The following is a 21,453-nucleotide window of genomic DNA, read 5'->3' on the forward strand; positions in this document are numbered from 1 at the left end:
TATGGATCACATGGTGCTGGAGATCGGTCTTGCTGTTATACTCATCGCCTTAGTCGGGCTGTTAGCTGCAAAAATTCGATTTTCCGTCATCCCGTTTTATATTTTAATCGGCATGGCCGTAGGTCCACATGCTCCGCACGTAGGCATACTGGACTTTAGGTTTATTCATAGTGCAGAACTAATTGAATTCATGGGGCGGCTAGGTGTGCTGTTCCTCCTGTTCTATTTAGGTCTGGAGTTTTCTGTGGGTCGATTAATGAAATCGGGTCGCTCAATAGCGGTAGGCGGAACGATCTATATTCTGATCAACTTTTCACTTGGCTTATTATTTGGCTGGATCAACGACTTCCCTGTAGCGGAAACAATGGTCATCGCCGGCATTACAACGATCTCATCGAGTGCTATCGTCGCAAAGGTGCTCGTCGATTTGAAGAGGACTGCCAACCCGGAGACAGAAATGATTCTCGGCATCATTATGTTCGAGGATATCTTCCTTGCTGTATATATTTCCGTGCTCTCCGGACTCGTGCTCAGTGATTCGTCATCTTTAGGCGGAGTACTCCTGTCTGCTTCCTATGCATTAGGATTCATGCTGCTCTTCTTGATTATCGGCAGGAAGGCTGCACCGCTTCTGAACAAAATTCTCAATATTCGCTCGAACGAGCTTTTTCTGCTGCTCGTATTCGGCTTCTTGTTCCTCGTAGCAGGCTTCTCTGAAACGATTCACGTAGCTGAAGCGATCGGCGCTTTGCTTGTAGGCTTAGTACTAGCTGAGACTGTTCACATGAAGCGAATTGAGCATATGATTTTGCCTTTCCGTGACTTCTTCGGCGCTTTATTTTTCTTCAGCTTCGGACTGACCATCGACCCATTCGCACTTGGCGGAGCCGTATGGCTGTCACTTGGTGCGGTTGCCGTTACACTATTCGGCAACTTCTTGGCAGGCATGTTAGCCGGTAAAAGTGCTGGCTTAACGCCGAAGGCATCGGCTAATATAGGTTTGACCATCGTATCTCGCGGCGAGTTCTCCATCATTATGGCGAACCTCGGCAAAGCAGGCGGCTTGCTTGAGCTCCTGCAGCCATTCGCTGCCTTGTATGTACTCATTCTGGCGATATTGGGACCACTTCTGACTAAGGAGTCAAAGTGGGTATTCAAAGTGTTAAACAAAGTATTTAGGTGGGAAAAAGGAAAGAAAGCACGGGAGCCTGGAAGCAAGGGCTGACCAAGCAATGAATATAAAGGGATCTAGCCATTGTCGGCTAGGTCCCTTTCTTTATTTTCAAATAAATTCCTATTGCTGATCCACATCAAACGTTGCTTAATGGTATGCATTCCGCCAAGCTCTGCCGTATAATCGAAGCAGACCACTTAAAATAAGGGATAAAAATGAAGGAATGAAAGGAATTTATAAAAATGACGGCATCACTGCTATATATTGAAGATGATATCGAAATTGGAAGCTTTGTCTCACAGCATTTGCAAGAGCAGGGCTATAAGGTTGAATGGTTAAAAAATGGCGAGCATGCGCTCGAGGCCGCTGCAGGCTGCAGACTCGTCATCCTAGACGTTATGCTGCCGGGGCTCGATGGTTTTACTATTGGACAACGGCTGAAAAAAGCAGCGCCGGATGTCCCGATTCTTATGCTTTCAGCGCGCACTTCCATCGATGATAAGCTGCAAGGGCTGCAGTTCGCTGACGACTACCTCACCAAGCCATTCCATCCCGACGAGCTGACCGCACGCATCGAAGTGCTCCTTCGCAGGTCAGGCGCACGCCTTGCTGAGCCTTTGGCTATTAAGCATCTATTAGTCTATGAGCAGCAAAACCGGGTGGAAAACCGCGAGACCGGGGAAGAAATTATGCTGACAGGCAAGCAGTTTCACATTTTCAGCTATCTGCTTCGCCATTTGGGACAACTGCTTACGAAAGAGCAAATCTATGAGGCCGTATGGGGAGAATCCTTTATTGATGGAGATAAAACGTTGATGGTTCATATCCGCTATTTGAGGGAAAAAATCGAACGAAACCCAGCTGCACCTGAAATTATTGAGACGGTACGCGGCATTGGCTATCGAGTGCGCGCATGAAGAAGCCCAAACCACATGCTGGAGGCATGAAGTTTCGCCAAACCTTATTGTCTCGCTACCTGCTTATCATTTTGTTTGCTTTTCTGTTTATTCCAATCATATTTCCGGTAGCTTCTATTCTTTATATACTCATTCAAGAAAATACGCAAACCGCTAATATGGACTATTTAAAGTATGGCAGCGGAAAAGAATTAACTGCAATATGGCATAAGCAGGCCGCTGAGTTAACGGAGAAGGATCCCGCTCAAATCGACAAAAGATTGCGCGAGCTAAAGCAAACTTACCCCGAGGCTTCCCTCTTCTGGGTTGACTCTGCTGGATCAACAAGGCTGCAGCTTCCTATACAAGAGCAGCTTCCAAGCAGGTGGACACCTGCCAGCTCCATTCAATTTATGAAAGCAAGCATCGACAGCGATCCCTTTACGGTCGTGTCGTTCCTTGGCGCAGACCACAAGGAGTCTGGGTTTATGGTGATGCAGCTGCAGCGCTCCATCATTCAGGTTAATAAGCCAATCAGTTCAGGCACACCCTTTTATTTGGCGTTTCTGTTTATTATGTTCGCCTTTTTCTTCTTGATATCCCTGCTCTTCTTCCGGCATATTCGCAAACGTCTGCTCAGTCTGCAATCAGCGATGACGCTGCATGGCGACAACGGTCTTCCGATGCCAATCCTTATTAAGAAAAATGATGAGATTGGGCAGCTGGAGACAGCTTTTAATGAGATGGTTGAACAGCTTAAGGAGAGCAAGGAGCGCGAGCGTGCAGAGGAGGAGCTTCGCAAGCAGCTCATCGCCAGCTTGTCGCATGATCTGAGGACACCATTAACTGTCATGAACAGCCATCTGTATTCCTTGCATAAGGAACCATTAAGCTTGAATGCGCAAGCAGCTGTGAAGCAGATGGAGCAAAAAATAATCAGCTTAGACAGCCTCATTGAAAATTTGCTTTCCTACACGCTCATGACAAGCGGCCGCTATCCGCTTAAGCTGGAGCCACTGGATCTGCTGCGATTAGTTCGTGAGAGCGCCGCGTCTTGGTATCCCCTTTGGGAACAGGAAGGTATCGTCGCTGATGTGGAGCTGCCTGATGGCGCTATGCTCCGTGTTGTCGATAAGGCAGGTTTCCGCCGCGTGCTGGATAATTTATTTCAAAATGTGGCGAGGCATGCGATCGGCGGCAAATACATCGGCATTACTGTTGAGTATTACCTAGGCCAATCTGCGCTCGTTATTCGCGATCATGGCAACGGGCTAGAGGCTGCTCCGACGGGCAAAGGTGCAGGCATTGGGCTAGCCATTGTCGATTATCTTCTGAAAGAAATGAAGCTCGAATGGCATAGGGATACCCTAGCTAGCGGAACGACCATATACATTTATTCAAATTGAATTTAATTTTTTTAAACAAAATTTAAACTTGGGCAGCTCTTCGTTTAACCTTCACCCGTTAATGTAAGTACTGAGGTGATTAACGTGAATGAATGGGTAATCGAAACGAAGGGACTAAGCAAACGTTATAAAGGGCGTTATGCGGTGTCCAATCTAAATTTGAAAATTGCAAAAGGAGATATATATGGCTTTCTTGGGCCGAATGGCGCTGGTAAAACGACGACAATCCGCATGCTGCTCGGATTAATCCAGCCCTCGGGCGGATCGGTTCATATTTTCGGGAAATCTTTGAATAAGGAAAGGTTATCTATATTGCGCCGGGTCGGCTCGCTCGTCGAATACCCTTCGTATTATGGTCATTTAAGCGCCGTCGACAACCTAGAAGCTATTCGCCGCATACTCGGTGCTCCTGTCTCCAAAATTGCTGAAGTGCTCGACATCGTTGGACTGGCCAAGGAAGCGCGACGTCCAGTGAAAGGCTTCTCGCTTGGAATGAAGCAGCGACTAGGTATAGCAAGCGCATTGCTTGGCAGCCCGGAGCTGCTGCTGCTCGACGAGCCGACAAATGGACTAGATCCATCCGGCATATTGGAAATTCGTGAATTAATTAAAGAAATGCCTAAGCAGCATGGCATTACCGTACTTATATCCAGCCATTTGTTAAGCGAGGTCGAGCTTACAGCAGGAACCGTCGGTATTATTCGTCAGGGGGAGCTTGTCTTCCAAGATACGATTAGCCATTTGCATGCACAGGCACAAGGTACAATATCGCTGGTCGTGTCTGAGCCAGAGCTAGCACTTGCTGCCTTGCAGCGGCAAGGTGTGGGCGCTGTACAAAATGGTTCCGCCATTATGCTGGAGCATACCGATAACCCTGCCCTTGCACGCATTGTCAAAAATCTCGTAGAGCGAGACCACTCTATCTACCGTGTCGAGGAGAAACGCAAATCACTGGAGGATCTCTTCCTGCAAATTGTCGGGGAGGGTAAGCTATGATGCTCAAAGCACTTTCAGCTGATTTTTTGAAAATACGCGGCAAAGGGCTATGGTTTCTTATCTTTATTGGCCCTATCGGATTGATCGCTATGCAAGCTCTTAATTACGGACTTCGTTATGATTATTTAACGAACAGATATGCAGGGAGACTCTGGGAGGTCTTGCTTCAGGACATCCAAATGTTTGTTCCAATCTCGCTATTCCTTGGAGTGACACTTGTCTCTTCCCTGCTAGCAAATATCGAACATAACACAAATGCGTGGAAGCAGCTGCTCGCCCTTCCTATATCCAAGGGCGCCGTGTTCCGCTCCAAATTCGCATTAAGCTTCCTGCTGCTGCTCTCATCATGTGTTTTGCTGGCGATAGGTACCGCTGCGCTTGGTTTATCGTTGCGATTCGGGCTTAAAGAGATGCCAGTAATCGATATTTTGCGGCTTTGCTTCCTGCCGTTTATCGCATCGCTCCCGGCGCTTGCGCTGTTTGTATGGCTATGCATGACCATGAAAAATCAAGCCATTCCTATTACGTTTGGCGTGTTGATCGCGATCAGCTCCATATTCACAGGCCTGATTTCAAAGGATTGGTCAAAGCTGCTGCCGTTAAACTGGCCGATGCTAGGTTATATGGATTCGCAGCGAGAGCTATTCGTTGGTGGAGGCTTTCTGCTCGGGTGCATTCTTCTACTTGTTGGCGCCTTTCATTTCATCAAAAAGGATGTGAATTGAAATGATGGGTTTCCTACGTTTAGTTGCTGCGGAACGGATTAAGTTATTCAAAACGTTTATTTGGATACTCATCCCGCTCAGCTCGCTGCTGTCACTTGCTCTCGGCATGTTAATATCGTTTGATTCGCCGGATGCGTCCGCACAATATGCCTTACTCATTGCTTCGATGGCTTCGTTCCATGCTATGCTGTTCTTACCAATATTAACGGGCATTCTGTCCGCTTTCGTATGCAGATACGAGCATGTAGGAGGAGGCTGGAAGCAGCTGCTTACGCTGCCTGTGTCTAGAATCGGACTCTACTTCGCCAAATTCAGTGTAGTTGCTGTTCTCCTTGCCATAACGCAGCTGCTATTTCTTGGAGCAGTTATCATTGCAGCGACCTATCAAGGCATTGACGGCCCGCTTCCGTGGGCAATGCTCCTGAAAGGAGTTGGCAGCGGCTGGCTTGCCTGTCTCCCGCTTGCTGCGCTTCAACTGCTCGTATCTGTAAGCTGGAGCAGCTTTGCCGCTCCACTCGTCATTAATGTGATGCTTACGCTGCCTAATATGCTTATCGTTAATTCTGAACGCTTCGCGCCCTTCTACCCATGGGCACAACCAATGCTGGCGATGCTAAGCTTCGAAGGCGACAATTTCGGCGCTTTTGCGCTCCCATTAGAAAACTTGCTCATTACGATAACGAGCAGCTTTGTTTTGTTTTTTGCAATTGGCCTACTTTATTTCACTCGCAAAGAAGTGTAAGCCGCTTAGTTACAAACGAAAAAACGGTCAATCCCACTGCAAAGGCGGGATTGACCGTTTTTCATTACTGTATTGGTAACTCACTCATCCCAATCAACTCATTCTAGACATCGTCCTGCCTTATCGGCTCCTTGAGAAGCAAACTAACAGGAATTTCTCCCGCTATCATTCGCTCTTTTCTGATAAAAACCAATTTAACAGGAAATCTTCCCGCTAATCTAGGCAGTATTTTAGGAAACAGCCCATTTCCATTGATTTAACGGGACAAATTCCTTCTAATTCAGAATATACGGGCATAATCGCAAAATTAGCTGGAGATTTTCCTGTTGATTTTGATCTCTATCCGCAAAGCTCCCCACTTGGTTTTATTCCTGAAAGGATACGTTTCATGTTACTTCCTCCTTATTTGCGGCTAATAGTTATTGGAGAAGTACTTGCTCCAAGCACTTCGTGAGGTCGGTACTACAAAAGATAGAACTATTGCGATATTCGGTATAACGTTATGCTTTAGGGGTACAGAGCTTCCATACTCACAGAAGAGGTGTTGTCCCCATGAAACAAAAGCTATTTTACGTTTTAGTTGCTATAGCCAGCTATTTTGCAGGCGTACTCGCTTATTTAGGTTATTTGGCGCTCGTGTACGATCAGAGCCTCGGAAGTGATGCGAGCAAGCTTATCGGCTGGACGCTTCCTTCGTATCTATTCCTTATTCTCCCGTTTTACACCCTGATGTTCCGATGGAGGAAGTCGGCTATTTTTCTGCGCACTGCCCTGCTAATTGTTCTAAGTATCATTGCCGCAGCTTCCGTTACCGTTATGATGGGCTTAGGAATATGGGGAATACAGAATCTCTTTTCTCCTGAGTTCGGACTGTTTATTTTACTATTTGCCAGCTCTGCAATCGTATTCTCTGTAGGTTCTCTTGTTGCTATAAAAGAGAAGGGCTATGTCATTTTCTTGCTTGCTTCACTTGTAATCATATACCTGCCGATCAATATGCTGGTCTCAGAGGTTGAGAAGAGCAGACCAGTTATCCATCACATTCCACAAAGCTTTCATGGCACTGTTGTCATTCATTTTGGCGATTCAAGCTCTCCACCTATCTCTAAGAAAAAAGGATATGAAGTAATTAACATTTCGGAAAATGGTATCTATAAAACGTCCAGTCCTCGGCCTGTGCGAGGCATTAGGCATGTATTAGTAGATGAACTGGGCAATGAAGTAAAGAAAATTTCGATCTCTGGCGAAACCATGAAATACGGCTCCGATCCTGGAGTAACGATTAGCGAGTATACTGTGCCTTAACAAAATAAGGCCCTAATTCAGACTCATGGGTTACCACATAGGTCCACTTGAAATGCTCATCTACAATATAGATGTCCTGTTCGCCTTCCACATCCTCAGGCATTAAACGCGCTGCATCTTCTATAAACAACACTAAACCATGCTGCTGATAAATGACATAACATGCCTTTTTAGGCTCATTACGGAATGCTTCGACCGCTTGTTCATCGCTTAAGCATGGTTTTTTTGCATAGCTGAAAACATGCCATAAGTATTGTTCCATATAAATATTCGTCTTTTCTTGGGCATCCAAACCCTCTGCAAAAACGTCTTCCCACTCGCGCTTCATGTCACGACCCTCAAGCTCTGCCTCAGCCACAATCATAGACTTAGCTTCAAGCTTAGGTACTAGCTTTAGATGCTCGATCCTCACCTGCCGTTCGCCAAACAGAAACTGTTTAATCCCCTCTTTTAGTTCATCACTGGCATGCTCCAACATTTCCCGGAGTGTGCTCGCTTGGCTGCCGATTATAATCGGATCAATTGGGGACCTGCTTTCGAAGAAACCGTCTGGATATTGTCTAACATTCGGTGCCTTAACCGACCCGAAATATTTAAACAAATACTCGAATGTATTCTGTTCAATACTCTCATCAATAATTTTCTCAATATGTGCTCGACTTACTTTATCGACAATAATCAAATTTTCTTCTAACCAGACGAACGTATTGTCCCCGCTGCTCAAATGATCGTTGCGGATGGATTCGATACATTTTACCGTATAAAAATTAGCTACCCACCGGGAGTAATCTGGAAATGTGACATTAACACAGACGCGAGCATCTGTTTCGTCCTCAATAGAGCATTCCCAATCTATCCTCACATGCCTCTTTTTCGAAAACAATCCCTTACCCCCTTAAGTGTTAGGCCTGCTATCAAAATATTTCTTCATCGTACCACAAAGTTTTTGGTCATTGTTTACAATTGACTGAACTTATGTTAAATTTATTGTATAACGTAATTACGTAAAACAATAATATTAAGAGGTGATGCCGTTTGACAGCTTCTAGAGACTACGGAACTGAGCTCGATTTACTTACCAAAGAGATGAACGAGCTCAAACAAATGTTAACTCAGGTCATTAATACTCGTCCTTCTCCAAAACAAGCATTAACTATGAATTTAAATGAGAACTCATTAAACGATGAAGTCCCGCATGATTTAGGCAGCCTCTTTTATTCCGGGCAATATCGCGGGCACAATGGCTTCAGATGGGACCCTAGGCAGCAAGAAGTCCATCACTTACTCGGTCTTGACACCGATAAAGTAGCGAAAATCTTGGCAGCACTCGGAAATAAGCAGCGGCTCGACATCCTGCTTGCTGTATTGCTGGAGCCTCTCTCCGGCTCAGATATCGTAGAACGACTAAACCTGGGAACTACGGGGCAGCTTTACCACCATACCAAAGCCTTACTCGGGGCTGACCTTTTGGTTCAAGAGGAACGTGGAGGCAAGTATTCTCTGCCTGCTCATCGAACGCTTCCGCTGCTGCTTTTGTTGACCGCTATTACTGATCTGCTCGATACGAGCCATTATATGGAGCTTACTGAGGCTAGAAATAACGTTGAAGAGTATTTAGGCGAAAATAAAGAGGGGTACGATCCGAATCATCTTTTATGGTCCGTCATTGATAACTCGGTGTTGGAGCACCAAGCAGGCTATAGTACGGAGCTATACATCGTCCTTCACAGCGATACAAGCATTACCGTCTCTGATAATGGTCGAGGCATTCCGATTCAAGCCTTCCCTCAGTCGAAGACAACTCCAGTACAAACCGTGCTTACGGAGCTTGGGCATTACAATAAAAGCGCATCCGTTGTAGCTTCCGAAGGGTTAAAAGGCATAAACATGCCTGTAGTTAACGCTTTGTCTGAACAGCTTTCTGTAGAGGTTCGCCGTGATGGAAAAGTATTTCGTCAAGACTTTAAACATGGCATACCGCAAAGTGAACTGCTTGTCTTAGGCATGACGAAGGAAACAGGCACAAGCATTACCTTTAAGCCGAATCCGGACATTTTTAAATATCCATTTGATAAGGCTGCACTACTAGATCGTTTAGCAGATCTGCAAGGTCGTTTCCCTGACCTAAAGGTTGAGATGCTATAGCTGCTTCAAACTTGAAGCTGCGCTAGCGAGATGCAGAAGACGGTGGAATATGTCCACTATCTTCTGCATCAGCACTATTCAAGAGTTGGAATGTAAACATCAACTTCTTCGGGGAAACATGACTTCAGAATTAAAATGCGCACATATGTATCGTTCAGGGTACAGAATATGTTGAATTTCAACTCTACGTTCTTCGAATCGTTCTCTTGCCTGCTTCAGCTTTTCTCAAGACTTAATTGCCATGAAACGCCGAACTTATCTGAAACCCAGCCAAACTTCTCACTAAACGGATAAGCGGCCAGCGGCATGAGTATGCTGCCGTCTTGCGATAAGCTTTCAAAAGCTCGATCTATTTCCTCTTCCGTATCGCAGGTAACGAACAAAGATATTGAAGGTGTGAACGTAAAGCCATGGTTGACGCCGCTATCGATACACATAAACTGTTGTCCTTTTAGAGAAAATGTAGCTTTCATTACGGTTCCCTCAGGGCCTGTCTCATTCGCTCCGTATCGCTTGATGCTTATGATTTCGGATTGATCGAATAATGAAGTGTAGAAGTTCATAGCCTCCTCCGCTCTGCCTTCAAACATAAAAAATGTTTTAATTTTTTGATTTGCTTTCTCCATTGTTTCGTCTCGTCCTTTCATGTCTTTTTTTGCTTTATAATGCCCCTTTATATGCGGTTTCTTTCCTTATTAGGGAAATGACATATAAAATGAGTACCGCTGCATAGAGATTCCAAATACTCGGTATAGATGCTACAGATAAATAAATGCCATACGGCAGCGACCAGATGAGTACCACTAGCATTAACATTCGGTTTCTCAAAATGGCAGCTAAAATTCCTATAAAAGCTGGAAGGATCAACATCATAAACACGATAAGAATCGTTTTATCACTCACCGGTATTTCCGTGTAAGGGTTCCAAAACAATAAAAGGCAGCTCAACATGATACATCCCACAGATGCCGCCCCTGCACAAAAGGAATATTTCATATGAATGCATACCTCCTCTGTACTATTTTATAAATTGGAACCCCTATTGCTATCCAACGTTTAGCCTCATCAAAAACTAACCTCGTTAATCATTCTTTATGTTGTACGTAGTATAGCTCATTGAACCTTTATCGTCGTTACCGTTGTTTTATGCGAAATCCCAAGGTGGTTATATTTGATCGTGACCGATTCAATCGTTTGCTTATCCCCTATTGTTAGGGCATAGGTATGATCCGCATCTGTGACCTTGCCTTTATTCTCTTTGGCCGTCTGTGCCTGCGGGGATGTTCCTGTTGGAATGGTCACTTCATTCAGATCCTTAAATGAGTAATCCTTTTCTTCCGTCTCATCGAAGCGGTCGGTTACAATAAAACCTTTAGCAGGACTGCTAACTTGTATTTTGACTCGCTCAGGCACGGCGCCATCATTTATTAATACTTCATTAATATCGATAGATCCAATTACACTTTTATTGCCGACTATCACTAAAACAATTTGTCTATCGTTTGTTGAAGAGAACGCCTGTGCTGTTAAAGGCGGCTTCGCTTTCGAGTAGACATAAGAACCACCAAATACGAGGAAACAGCAAACAATGAGTAAAATGATTTTTTTCAGAATGGATCACTCCTTCTTTAGCGTCATTTCACATTATGTGCTAACATCATGGATTGCCACTAGCAGCTTCTCTCGTGTTTCGCTTAAACGCTCCTTTGCATGTGTATAATCAACTGGCTCCACCCAAGCAAACCCGTCCGAATCATACCGAGGGAACACATGCATATGATAATGCGTCAAATCGTTGAATTTTCCGCCATTTTGAATAATCGTTATACCGTCTGGCTGAAAATGCACCTTTAGCACCCTTGCCAGCATCGCAGATGTTTTCATAATCTCATTAGCGGTTAACTCATCTAAATCATCGACATCATGAAAATGCCGCTTAGGGAGTATGAGCAGATGACCCTCATTAAGCGGTGCTATATCTAGAAGACAAGTCACCCATTCATTTTCGTATACAGTTTGAGTCTCTAATTCATGATTGGCCAGCTGACAACCTAAACACGGCTTCTTTTCCATCCTCATTTCCCCCTCTGCACTTATGCCTAATGAAACAAACGAGAATTTTATCAGAAATTATCTCATTTTCCACTATTTAAAACTTAGCATGTTGTGCAGACATAATCGAGTTAAAAGTTTTTATGCTATTCCCTCTCCCCTTTCTGCTGCAGCTTATTGTCCAGCAATCGAAAAGCTTCAATAAGCGTTTCTTTAAGGGCCGCATCATACCGATCGCCAATATTAACCTCAAAATAGGAGCCTTCCTCGCCTTTATCACGGACAGACTGCGACAAGCCTATGCCTGTTTTCGCTGCGATATCGATTAGGATTGAATCAAGCTGTTCCTTCTTTGCTGCGGTATGAACATGAAACATATTGGAAACAGGCACCTCTGGAATGGTCTTAACACCATCGCATCCGTTATACAAAGCAGCAAGCTCCTGCGCTTCCCTGAAATACTTCTTCATATGCGGAAGGCGCCGCTCCATGTAATAATCAGCAGCAATAATATAAGGATATAAGCTGATGAGATCACCGCCGTGGCGTCTTTTCCAAATTTTCGATTTCTCTGTAAAGCTGCGATCTCCGGCTAATATCGCTCCTGCAATACCGCCAATTCCTTTATAGAACGAAATATATACACTGTCGAAGAGTTCGCACACCTCTTGAGCAGACTTTTCATAATACGGAAGTATCTCGAACAGCCTCGCACCATCCAGATGAAGCTTAATTCCTCTCTCACGACAAAATGCCGACATAGCCTTAAGCTCTTCAAATTCCGGCAGCTGTCCGCCAATTTCGCGCTGCGGCAGCTCCAGCAGCAAACAAGCGATGTTTTCCTCTAGACCAATCAAATCATGAAGGAGGACAGGCCTTTCTACATCCGCCAGCAGGACAGCTTCAAGATGATGCAGCTCTTTCATGCCGTCTTTCTCATGAATTTCTAGATGGCTTAAGGGATGATAACCGACCTTCTTATTCCCCTTCTCGTCACACCATATACGAAGCGCAATTTGCTGAGCCATTGTACCGCTGGGGAAAAATACAGCCGATTCCTTGCCTAGCAGTTTAGCCATTTTTTCCTCAAAATTCTCAATTATCGCTCCATTTCCGTACATATCGCTATCCTGCTCTGCGTCCCACTGCTCTAGCGCTTCTTTCAGAACTTGTACATTCCGCTTTCCATGACCAATTAACGGATAGCTGGCTTGATTATATGCTTCAATTAATGTTTTCGTTTGTTCCATCCTATAAGTCCCCTTTGCTCCGTTAATCGTTTATTCCTTAGGCAGTATGGTTTTGTTCATAACAGGAGAAGAGAGAATGACCGACGTGTTGACATTGCCGAAAGGCATAAGCCTCTCTACAAGCTCGCTTAGACCATCCATCCCCGTTATCGCTGCTTTCAGAACATAGCTGACCGTTCCTGTTACCCGGTGGCATTCTATAATCTCATCATCGTTCATGATGCGCTTCTCAAACTCCATCGGAAATACTTTCAATTCGCTCATTTGAATGATGACCTGTATGTTTCTGCCGATAGCAGCAGGCGATACTCGAGCACCGAATCCAGTAATGATGCCTTTCTCCTGCAAGCGCAGCAGACGCTCAGATATGCTGGGGCGGCTGAGAGACAATCGTTTGGACAGCTCGCTCACCGTGACTCGGCCATCCTCCTGCAGCAATTGGAGAAGCATTCGGTCCAATTGATCCATGATCACAACCTCCTTCATTTTGCAGGAAAAACAATAAAAATTCGTTCAATGTTATATAATTTCACATCAATTTCATTCTGTTTATCATATATACGATTGATGCTGTTTTGTATTCTTATAGTAACAAACTTAAGCAGGCGGTGCATGTGAGATGTTACGCATATTGGATTACAAAATGAAGGAAATTATCAGCAAATGGCTCCATATTGCAGTGGGCTGCTTCGTTACTGCCGGCGGATTAGTTATTTTAAAGCATTCACATATCGTAACTGGAGGAACAGCAGGACTCTCTTTAAGCTTATCACCCCAGCTGCAAGTCTCATTCCACTATTTGTTTTTATTGCTCAATCTTCCATTTCTAATTTTCTCCTACTTTTACATGGGCAAATCCTTTACCTTCAAAACCATTGGTGCGATCGCGCTGCTCTCCTCATTAAGTGCAATAAACGATATCTTGCCTGCCTTTACGATTCCGCCGCTAATCGGAGCGATCGTCGGAGGATTATTCATCGGAGCAGGCATCACCGCCTTGTTCCGCAACGGTGCTTCACTCGGAGGCGCGACGATACTGGCCATCTATTTGCACAAAAAACATGGCGTCAACCCAGGCATTACCAACTTCGCATTCGATTTTTTAGTTGTCCTCACTAGCCTATCCGTATTTTCGCTTAAAAGCGGATTGTACTCTGCCTTATCAATTGCGGTTACATCGGCCTTCTTGTCGTTTTATAAGAGAAGGAAAACAGGTCCAGAGAAAGAGAAACAAGAAGTATTGTCAGGCGCTGCGAATACCATTTAAACAAGATCTTGCCTTTAGTGTTCTTTTAGCAGGGAGTGGAGTACGTTGTATTGGCGTATGTGTGGGATTAATGTGTGTAGGATTAATATGTGAGTTTAATGCGTAGCAGTGCCTGTCTGTCCCCTTCCAGCTGCTTGTGATAAACAGCCTCGGCTGCTTTGTTAATAAAAAAAAAGCTGCCGATTCATCGATATCGGCAGCCTTCATTCAAATTCAGATTATCTATTGCCAAACTGTGCTTTATGCAAGCGGCTGTAAATGCCACCCGCCGATACAAGCTCTTCATGACGGCCTTGCTCGGTAATTCCTTGCTCCGTTACAACAACAATGCGATCTGCATTTTTAATCGTAGCGAGGCGATGTGCAATAACGAGCGTTGTGCGGCCTACGGACAGTTCAGCCAGCGACTGCTGGATTGCTGCTTCCGTTTCAGTGTCGAGCGCCGAAGTTGCCTCGTCGAGAATAAGAATAGGCGGGTTTTTGAGGAACATCCGCGCAATCGCAAGCCGCTGCTTCTGTCCGCCAGAAAGCTTAACGCCGCGTTCGCCTACTACCGTTTCCAGTCCGTCCGGCTGCGCGTGGATGAATTCTTCCAGCTTCGCTCTGCGCGCGGCTTCCCAAATATCTGTATCCGATGCGCCAAGCTTGCCGTAACTGATGTTTTCTCTAATCGTACCTGCAAACAGGAACACATCCTGCTGTACGATACCGATCTGCTTCCGGAGCGAATCCAGCTTCAAATCGCGAGTATCATAGCCATCGACGGAGATGCTTCCGCCTTCAATTTCATAGAAACGCGGCAGCAAGCTGCAAAGCGTCGTTTTGCCGGCGCCAGAAGGTCCAACAAAGGCAATTGTCTCACCTGCACGAATAGTAAGATCGATATTTTGAAGCACCTTCGCTTCGCCTTCATAACCAAACGTAACATTCCGATATTCAATATTCCCGTTTAGGCGGTTAACCTCTTTCGCATTGGGTTTATCCGCAACATCAGGCGCTGTCTCCAGCAGCTGCACATAACGTTTAAAGCCGGCAATGCCTTTTGGGTAACTTTCGATAACTGCATTGATTTTTTCAATCGGTTTAAAGAAGATGTTCGTAAGCAAAACAAAGCTAATAAATTCGCCGTACTTCAGATCACCTTTAATAACGAACCAAGTGCCTGCAATCAATACGAATACAGATACAAGTCTCATCAGCATGTAGGTAATCGAAGAGTTCAAACCAATGATTTTGTAGGAAATGAGCTTCGCTTCACGGAAACGCAGGTTGTTCACCTTGAATAGCTTTTTCTCATGGCTTTCGTTCGAGAAAGCTTGAACAACACGAATCCCGCCAACCGTATCCTCAACCCGAGCATTAAAATCGGCCATATCCGAGAACAACCGATTCGCAGCTTTCGTCATTTTACCGTTGAACATCAGAACGAGCCAGATAATAATTGGCACAATAACAAAAGTAAGAATGGCTAATTCCAAATTAATATACGCCATAATGCCGAAGGCTCCGACGAGCGTCATCGCAGCAATGAACATATCCTCTGGTCCATGATGGGCCACCTCGCCAATCTCGAATAAATCATTCGTCAGACGCGAGATTAGATGACCGGTCTTCGTGTTATCGAAGAAACGGAAGGACAGCTTCTGTACGTGGTCGAACAGCTTCTTCCGCATGTCCGTCTCAATATTAATACCAAGCATATGGCCCCAATAGGTGACTACATAGGACAAAATCGTATTAATAATATAAATCAGAAGCAAGATAGCACAGGCTGTAACGATAAGCCCCCAGTTCTCGTCAGGCAACAGCGTATCTATTACATAGCTGACTGCCAAGGGGAAGCACAGCTCAAGAATCGCCAGCACTACTGCACAACAGAAATCAAGCAGAAAAAGCTTCTTGTAAGGCTTGTAATAAGCAAAAAAGCGTAAAAGCATCATAAACTCCTTCTTCTCACATGGTGATAATCATTTTCATTTAAAATGATATACAATCACTACCATGCTGTCAATCCATCGCCGAAATCGATTCGGTCATGATGGGTATATACATTCATCTCTCCGCCTCTAATAAAACCCACACAGGTAATGCCTAAATCCTCTGCCAAACGAAGAGCAAGATCAGTAGGCGCCGACTTGCTGAGCATGATGCCGCAGCCGATTTTGGCCGCTTTCAGCACCGCCTCCGAGGAGAGCCTGCCGCTGAATGCAATCACTTTATCCGAAGTCCGAACACGGTGCAGCAAACAATAGCCGAACAGCTTATCGAGCGCATTGTGGCGCCCAATATCCGTTCTTACAGCAAGCAGCTCCGATGGCGTTCCAATGGCTGCATTATGAACACCGCCCGTGCTGCGAAATTCCGAGGATGCCTCCTGAAGCTCGCGCATAAAGCGAATACATTGCTCAGCCGATATTTTTGTGCGGGACATGATCGTTTTGGCCGTCAGCATATCATTGTGAAAATAAAACTGCCTACTCTTGCCGCAGCATGATCCGATAAAACGTTTCGCGTAATGATCCTGACTTAACGTATGCTTATGCTCTAGCTCAACATAGGCAAAACCAGTATCCTCTTCAATCCGCAGCGATTTCACCTGACCGGCAGCACGTATAACTCCTTCGGAAGCGAGGAAACCAATGACCAGCTCCTGCAAATGTGATGGCGAGCATACCATCGTTGCAAATTCCTCACCGCCTAGCTTCAGAGTAAGCGGATATTCCGCAGCGATGTCGTCATCCTTCTCCCAGTGGCCGCTGCTATCGTATTTGAGTATGCGCCATTTTGTCGTGTTCGAAAGATCCATTCGAATACTCCCCTTCCACGCTCAGCTTGCTTATGCATCATTACGACCACAGCAGTTCTACGCCGGCGGCTCGATTTCCAGCTCCACAATCCGCTTCTCCATATACTTGGTATCCTTAAAGGCATGATAGGTTTCAGCCTTCTCTACGATAACGGAAGCATTATACTCTGGTATGCCTGCAAACGGCTCATATACTCCTTTTGGAAATAGACTATTCCCTTCCGGCCAATACAACTCGATATTGCCTGGCGCAATATCCGCTGGTTTCGCCCTGCCATGGAAGCTCCCGCTTCGGTTATATACAACAATCGCATCTCCTTCGGCGATCGCAAGCTCCGATAAATTCGTCTCATTCATCAGCACGTCGTAGCGCCCTGCATCGTTAAATGCATCCTTCTCGCCATAAATCATAGAGTTAAACTGCTTTCCGCGCCTTGTCGTTGCATAGAAATGCCCTTCCGGTATACGAAGCTCTGGCAATTCAATGGGCAGCAGACTGCCCTTCCCGTCAGAAGTTGGACAAAAACCACCCTCGCACAGCCACGCCCCGCCCCATTGGAATACGTCTCCTTGGTTCCGAAGCAGCTCTACGCCCTCATAGTTCGGTGAAGCCATCGCAATCTCTTCCCTCACAGCAGCAGCATCTTTGAACGCGATAGCCGCTTTGAGCTCCGGCTTAATCCGTGCAGCTAAATCCGCATAGATTTGCCACTCCGCACGCGCTTCCTCGATCCTCGGCCCTTCAATAGTTGGCGAAAAATATACCATTCGTTCCGTAGAAGTTGACGTACCTCCGCCTGGCTGTTCATACCTTGTCATGGCAGGCAGTACGATAACCTCCTCCTGCGCATCTACAAGTGTCGAGCTGTTCAGCACGATATCCTGATGCACCCGCAATTCGACGCTCTCTAAGCAGCGCTTCACAAACTCAGGATCAGGCATCGTCTCGATAAAATTGCCGCCTGATGTATAGAACAGCTTCAGCTTACGATCGGCATGCTCTTTCAACATTGCGTTTTCAAGCGATACGCCTACAATGTCTCCTTGCCAATCCGGCAGCTTGAAGCCCCAAAGCTCCTCTAAACGGCGGATATCCGCACCTTTGAACTCACCGCCAGGCAGACTAAAAGGGTCAGCCCCCATTTCGCCTGAGCCTTGAACGCCGCTATGGCCGCGAATCGGCATCAAGCCGCAATGCTCCCGCCCGAGAAAACCACGGAGCAGCGCAAGATTGGCAACCTGCGAAATATTGTCCGTTCCGAATCGATGCTGCGTCAGACCCATGCTCCATACGAATACGCCTGACTTCGCCTCGGCAAGCAAAGCAGCGAAAGCCTGCATCCGCTCTCTCGTCAGCCCAGATGATTTCTCCAGCAGCTCCCAGTCCTGCTGCTGAATATGAGCCTTCAACTCCTCGTACCCCTTCGTATGCGCGTTTACAAAAGCATGATCGATCGCTGAGCCTGGCTGCTCCTCCTCCATCTCAAACCAGCTTTTCATAACGCCGTGCATGAAAGCAATGTCACCGCCGATATTCACCTGATAGAAATCGTCTGCCAGCTTCGTGCCAAAGAGAGCTGATTCCGGTATAGACGGTATCCAGTAGCCCTCCATTGCCGGCTCGCGATAGGGGTTGATCACGATGATTTTGGTACCCTTGCGCTTAGCTGCGTACATATACTTAGTCGATACAGGCTGATTGTTCGCTGCCACACTGCCCCAAAAAACGAGCACATCCGTACCGATCCAGTCCTTATAATTGCAGGTAGAGGCGCCTACCCCAATTGAGCGCTTCATCGCTGTTTTGGATGGAGAATGGCAAATCCGAGAGGCGTTATCGATGTTATTTGTCCCAATGAGCCGAGCCGCCTTTGCAGCCACATAATAGGATTCATTCGTTATCCCGCGCGCAGTTAAGTAGAAAGCCATCTGCTTCGGGTCTATCGCCCTCGCTTTGGCAGCAATGCGGTCCAGCGCCTCATCCCACGAAATTCTGCGAAAGCTTCTTTCTCCCTTGCTTCTTATAAGCGGGTACGGCAGCCTTCCCAGCTTGCGCAATTGCGTGCTATCGAGCTTTCGCAGCTCCTCAATATCGCCATGCAGCACATCGCCTTTGATAGCAGGCATCGTATTCAGCCGCAGGACGTTCAATCTCGTCGTACAAATATGAGGACCGTCCAGCGTCTGATCATATAAACCGGACACGCCAAGCGCACAGCCATCACATACACCCTGCGTCAAAATCCGATACGCATACGGCAAGCTGTCTCGGTTATCCCACGCTACCTTGAGCGTATCACGAATATGATGCGGCTTAATCCGTCCTAGCCCAAACGGTGCTTTGCTCACCCACAGCTTAGGGTCTGGCAGCTTCGGCAGCTTGATCGGTCCTGTATGCAAAGTTTTCTTCATTAATGATTCACCCCGTTAATGATCATTATGGAACGATTGCCATTCTACTTACTAAGCTACCACAAATGAGTAAGCGCATACATTTCAATTTTGAAAATAGATGCAAGCCAAGAAGCCTTCGCATCAATCACCCTATCAGCTAACCTATATGCAGCTTTAGGAGAAAGCTGTTGCCTCCTCCTGTTAACCCCTGTTGTCGCCACCTTTAGAAAGGCTTTATAGGCAATAGTTACAGCGCTGCTTACCTGTCACCTTCAACCTACCTTTATAAAGGCAGCACCTGCACCGCCGCTTGCTTCCCGCTTACTTGTATGCCGGATTGTTTCTTGCCGCTCTCCTCTAGATCCTTCAGCATGCGCTCCAGCAGCTCCTTCGCTTTTGGACCTTCCTTGCCTTGAATTTTTACAACGAGCTGCACGCCGTTGCCTGAACCAAGAAGCTTCACTGCCTGCCGCAGCTTCGTATCATAATCATGATCCTCTATATGCGCGGTCAAGCGGAGCTCTTTTATTTTGCTAGGCTGCTCCTTTACCTTTGCCCCGCGCTTCTCTTGGTCAGCCTGTTTCTTCGCTTGCCCTTTGGCTACCAACTTGCATGGCGGAGGACTGCTCATAAGCGAGGTACAGACCAAATCCACTTTCAATTCCTTTGCTTTTGCCAGCGCTTCATCACGCGAGACAATGCCTAAATCCTCGCCTCGCAAGCCAGTCAAGTGCACCTCGGAGGCGCGTATTTTTTCATTCATAATAACCATCGATGCCATATCCGTTAATCGCTCCCTTGCCATGAATACGGAAAACAGCAGCCTTCACTTGCGAAGCCGCTGTCTATTCCTTCCTCTATTATACGCTTTTATTAGATGTCCAGCGCGGTTTGTTTAAGTGTTTTCCCACCAATGCCGCTCTCTGCACTTCTCTTCGCTTCTGCCTCATCCCGCTCTGCTCTGCGCAGAAACTTTTGGCCTCTCCAGCGAATTAACGACAATATACCGCGGATGTACTCATCTAAGATCATGCAGGCATATATCCCGATCAAGCCCCAGCCAAGTTGAATTCCCACAAAATAAGCTAATCCTGTTGCAATCAGCCACATCGAGAATACCGAAGTCCACATCGTAAAACGGGTATCGCCTACCGCATTTAATGAGTTGCCGAGCGCCATATTGATCATTTTGCCCGGCTGCAGCAGTAGATTCATTCCGAGCAGAGACACGCCTAGCGCCACGATTTCTTTGTTCTCCGTAAACATGCCTAGCAGCTGCTTGCCAAACAAATAGATAAGAAACGCGTTAACCGTCACCACCGCTAGCCCAATCCACATCGCTCGGAAGGCGATATGGTACGCCTCTTTCACTTTGCCCGCTCCAAATAGATGGGCAATCTGAATTTGCACTGCCAGTGCAATCGAATAACCAAGCATGAAGCAAAACGATTCCAACGTATTCATATACGTCCTTGCCGCCAGCTCATTCGAGCCGAGAATAGCCAAAAAGGTGAAAATAAGCAGCTGTGTAAACACCCAGCAAGACATATTCACGCCAAGCGGCCATCCAATACGGAGAATTTCGCCGAACAGCTTACGATTAAATACATTAAAGTCACGAAGAGCAATTGTACGTTCAAAAGAGCTAAGGAACATAATGAACAACACAATCGTAGCGAGTAAGCGGCATAATACGGTTGAGATGGCTACGCCCATCAAGCCCCATTTTGGAAAACCGAATGCCCCGAAGATGAACGCATAGTTGAAAAAAACATGCACAACGTTCATTCCAATTGCCGTATACATAGGTCCCTTTGTATTTCCCGTATTCCGAATCGATGTGCTAAGCGCCGACATCAACGCAATCAATACCATCCCGCCGCCGACTATCGAGATATACGTCTTTGCCAGTGGAATCAAATTTTCTGGAAGCTGCAGCACCGCAGCGATCTCGCCTGGAATGAGGATGAGCAGCCCGCTAAGCAAAAGCCCAATGATGGCACTTACTTTCACCGCCATTATCGCGATGGTGCGAGCATCCTCGCCATTTTTGGAGCCTATTTTTTGCGCAATGAGTATGCCCGCTCCACTCGCGACCGTTATAAATAAAGTCGTCAACGCTTGAAACAGCTGGTTAGAGAAGCCTACTACCGCTACGGCATCATCCGATATCCGGCTCACCATCAGCGTATCCGCCGCACCGAGCAAAAATTGTAAAAACAGCTCTATAAATATTGGCCATGCCAGCATCCAGAGCGAAATCTTTTTGTTAGATAAAGCCATCCTGTTGTCCTC

The 21,453-nt window shown here is 46.2% G+C and carries 21 protein-coding genes; 9 read left to right on the forward strand and 12 right to left on the reverse strand.

Translation table 11 applies throughout. The features are described 5' to 3' along the window. Window position 1 precedes the first annotated feature (1 nt). The 7 genes from AB4Z45_RS17505 to AB4Z45_RS17535 all read left to right on the forward strand — a co-directional run bounded on the left by AB4Z45_RS17505 (window position 2) and on the right by AB4Z45_RS17535 (window position 7,244). Window positions 2-1,225 (forward strand): cation:proton antiporter, encoded by a 1,224-nt coding sequence (locus AB4Z45_RS17505; protein WP_076268433.1) that lies wholly within the window; start codon window positions 2-4, stop codon window positions 1,223-1,225. 191 nt (window positions 1,226-1,416) lie between these two features. Then, window positions 1,417-2,091, forward strand: coding sequence for a response regulator transcription factor (locus AB4Z45_RS17510; RefSeq protein WP_076268628.1), 675 nt, complete (start codon window positions 1,417-1,419; stop codon window positions 2,089-2,091). A 26-nt stretch (window positions 2,092-2,117) separates the two neighbouring features. Then, window positions 2,118-3,476 carry a HAMP domain-containing sensor histidine kinase gene (locus AB4Z45_RS17515; RefSeq protein ID WP_441910528.1) on the forward strand — a complete coding sequence of 453 codons (1,359 nt, stop codon included), beginning with the start codon at window positions 2,118-2,120 and terminating at the stop codon, window positions 3,474-3,476. 84 nt (window positions 3,477-3,560) lie between these two features. Further along, complete coding sequence (locus AB4Z45_RS17520; protein WP_441910529.1) at window positions 3,561-4,472, forward strand: ATP-binding cassette domain-containing protein; 912 nt, start codon at window positions 3,561-3,563, stop codon at window positions 4,470-4,472. Further along, a complete protein-coding gene (locus AB4Z45_RS17525) occupies window positions 4,469-5,197 on the forward strand; it encodes an ABC transporter permease (protein WP_441910530.1) in 729 nt (242 codons plus the stop codon). The genes AB4Z45_RS17520 and AB4Z45_RS17525 overlap by 4 nt, the downstream gene beginning before the upstream one ends. A 1-nt stretch (window position 5,198) precedes the next feature. After that, complete coding sequence (locus AB4Z45_RS17530) at window positions 5,199-5,939, forward strand: ABC transporter permease (protein ID WP_076268437.1); 741 nt, start codon at window positions 5,199-5,201, stop codon at window positions 5,937-5,939. Window positions 5,940-6,491: 552 nt separating this feature from the next. After that, a complete protein-coding gene (locus AB4Z45_RS17535; RefSeq protein ID WP_441910531.1) occupies window positions 6,492-7,244 on the forward strand; it encodes a DUF6843 domain-containing protein in 753 nt (250 codons plus the stop codon). Here AB4Z45_RS17535 and AB4Z45_RS17540 read toward each other — a convergent pair. Then, window positions 7,222-8,127, reverse strand: a complete 906-nt coding sequence (locus AB4Z45_RS17540) for a DUF4275 family protein (RefSeq protein WP_441910532.1) — start codon at window positions 8,125-8,127, stop codon at window positions 7,222-7,224. The two genes, AB4Z45_RS17535 and AB4Z45_RS17540, sit on opposite strands and share 23 nt — an antisense overlap. Window positions 8,128-8,279: 152 nt before the next feature. On the opposite strand from AB4Z45_RS17540, the gene AB4Z45_RS17545 reads away from it, so the two are divergent. Beyond that, the gene (locus tag AB4Z45_RS17545) at window positions 8,280-9,389 is read left to right on the forward strand and encodes an ATP-binding protein (protein ID WP_441910533.1); all 1,110 of its coding nucleotides are present in this window, start codon (window positions 8,280-8,282) and stop codon (window positions 9,387-9,389) included. A 215-nt stretch (window positions 9,390-9,604) separates the two neighbouring features. On the opposite strand, the gene AB4Z45_RS17550 is transcribed toward AB4Z45_RS17545, so the two are convergent. From AB4Z45_RS17550 to AB4Z45_RS17575, 6 genes are all read right to left on the reverse strand, one after another. Then, on the reverse strand, window positions 9,605-10,015 hold the full coding sequence (locus AB4Z45_RS17550) for a VOC family protein (RefSeq protein ID WP_441910534.1): 411 nt from the start codon (window positions 10,013-10,015) through the stop codon (window positions 9,605-9,607). Between the two features lie 34 nt (window positions 10,016-10,049). Then, entirely contained in the window at window positions 10,050-10,385 is a 336-nt protein-coding gene (locus tag AB4Z45_RS17555) for a hypothetical protein (protein WP_441910535.1), read from the reverse strand. Between the two features lie 117 nt (window positions 10,386-10,502). After that, window positions 10,503-10,871: a hypothetical protein gene (locus tag AB4Z45_RS17560; RefSeq protein ID WP_441910536.1), complete on the reverse strand. Its 369-nt coding sequence runs from the start codon at window positions 10,869-10,871 to the stop codon at window positions 10,503-10,505. Window positions 10,872-11,033: 162 nt separating this feature from the next. Next, window positions 11,034-11,462: an HIT family protein gene (locus AB4Z45_RS17565; RefSeq protein ID WP_441910537.1), complete on the reverse strand. Its 429-nt coding sequence runs from the start codon at window positions 11,460-11,462 to the stop codon at window positions 11,034-11,036. A gap of 125 nt (window positions 11,463-11,587) precedes the next feature. Beyond that, on the reverse strand, window positions 11,588-12,691 hold the full coding sequence (locus tag AB4Z45_RS17570) for a threonine aldolase family protein (RefSeq protein WP_441910538.1): 1,104 nt from the start codon (window positions 12,689-12,691) through the stop codon (window positions 11,588-11,590). A 30-nt stretch (window positions 12,692-12,721) separates the two neighbouring features. Then, the gene (locus AB4Z45_RS17575) at window positions 12,722-13,159 is read right to left on the reverse strand and encodes an Lrp/AsnC family transcriptional regulator (protein ID WP_076268444.1); all 438 of its coding nucleotides are present in this window, start codon (window positions 13,157-13,159) and stop codon (window positions 12,722-12,724) included. A gap of 151 nt (window positions 13,160-13,310) precedes the next feature. Between AB4Z45_RS17575 and AB4Z45_RS17580 the strand changes: the two genes are divergently transcribed. Next, the gene (locus AB4Z45_RS17580; protein WP_441910539.1) at window positions 13,311-13,958 is read left to right on the forward strand and encodes a YitT family protein; all 648 of its coding nucleotides are present in this window, start codon (window positions 13,311-13,313) and stop codon (window positions 13,956-13,958) included. A gap of 218 nt (window positions 13,959-14,176) precedes the next feature. Here the strand turns inward: AB4Z45_RS17580 and AB4Z45_RS17585 are convergent, their stop codons facing one another. From AB4Z45_RS17585 to AB4Z45_RS17605, 5 genes are all read right to left on the reverse strand, one after another. Beyond that, window positions 14,177-15,895: an ABC transporter ATP-binding protein gene (locus AB4Z45_RS17585; RefSeq protein WP_441910636.1), complete on the reverse strand. Its 1,719-nt coding sequence runs from the start codon at window positions 15,893-15,895 to the stop codon at window positions 14,177-14,179. A gap of 59 nt (window positions 15,896-15,954) precedes the next feature. Next, complete coding sequence (fdhD, locus tag AB4Z45_RS17590) at window positions 15,955-16,764, reverse strand: formate dehydrogenase accessory sulfurtransferase FdhD (protein ID WP_441910540.1); 810 nt, start codon at window positions 16,762-16,764, stop codon at window positions 15,955-15,957. 57 nt (window positions 16,765-16,821) lie between these two features. After that, the gene (locus tag AB4Z45_RS17595) at window positions 16,822-19,176 is read right to left on the reverse strand and encodes an FdhF/YdeP family oxidoreductase (RefSeq protein ID WP_441910541.1); all 2,355 of its coding nucleotides are present in this window, start codon (window positions 19,174-19,176) and stop codon (window positions 16,822-16,824) included. A gap of 265 nt (window positions 19,177-19,441) precedes the next feature. Further along, on the reverse strand, window positions 19,442-19,930 hold the full coding sequence (gene infC / locus AB4Z45_RS17600; RefSeq protein WP_441910637.1) for a translation initiation factor IF-3: 489 nt from the start codon (window positions 19,928-19,930) through the stop codon (window positions 19,442-19,444). Window positions 19,931-20,031: 101 nt separating this feature from the next. After that, complete coding sequence (locus AB4Z45_RS17605) at window positions 20,032-21,441, reverse strand: MATE family efflux transporter (RefSeq protein ID WP_441910542.1); 1,410 nt, start codon at window positions 21,439-21,441, stop codon at window positions 20,032-20,034. Between the last annotated feature and the right edge of the window lie 12 nt (window positions 21,442-21,453).

Origin of the sequence: Paenibacillus sp. MCAF9 (assembly GCF_052114265.1) — a bacterium.
In the GTDB taxonomy this organism is placed as follows: domain Bacteria; phylum Bacillota; class Bacilli; order Paenibacillales; family Paenibacillaceae; genus Pristimantibacillus.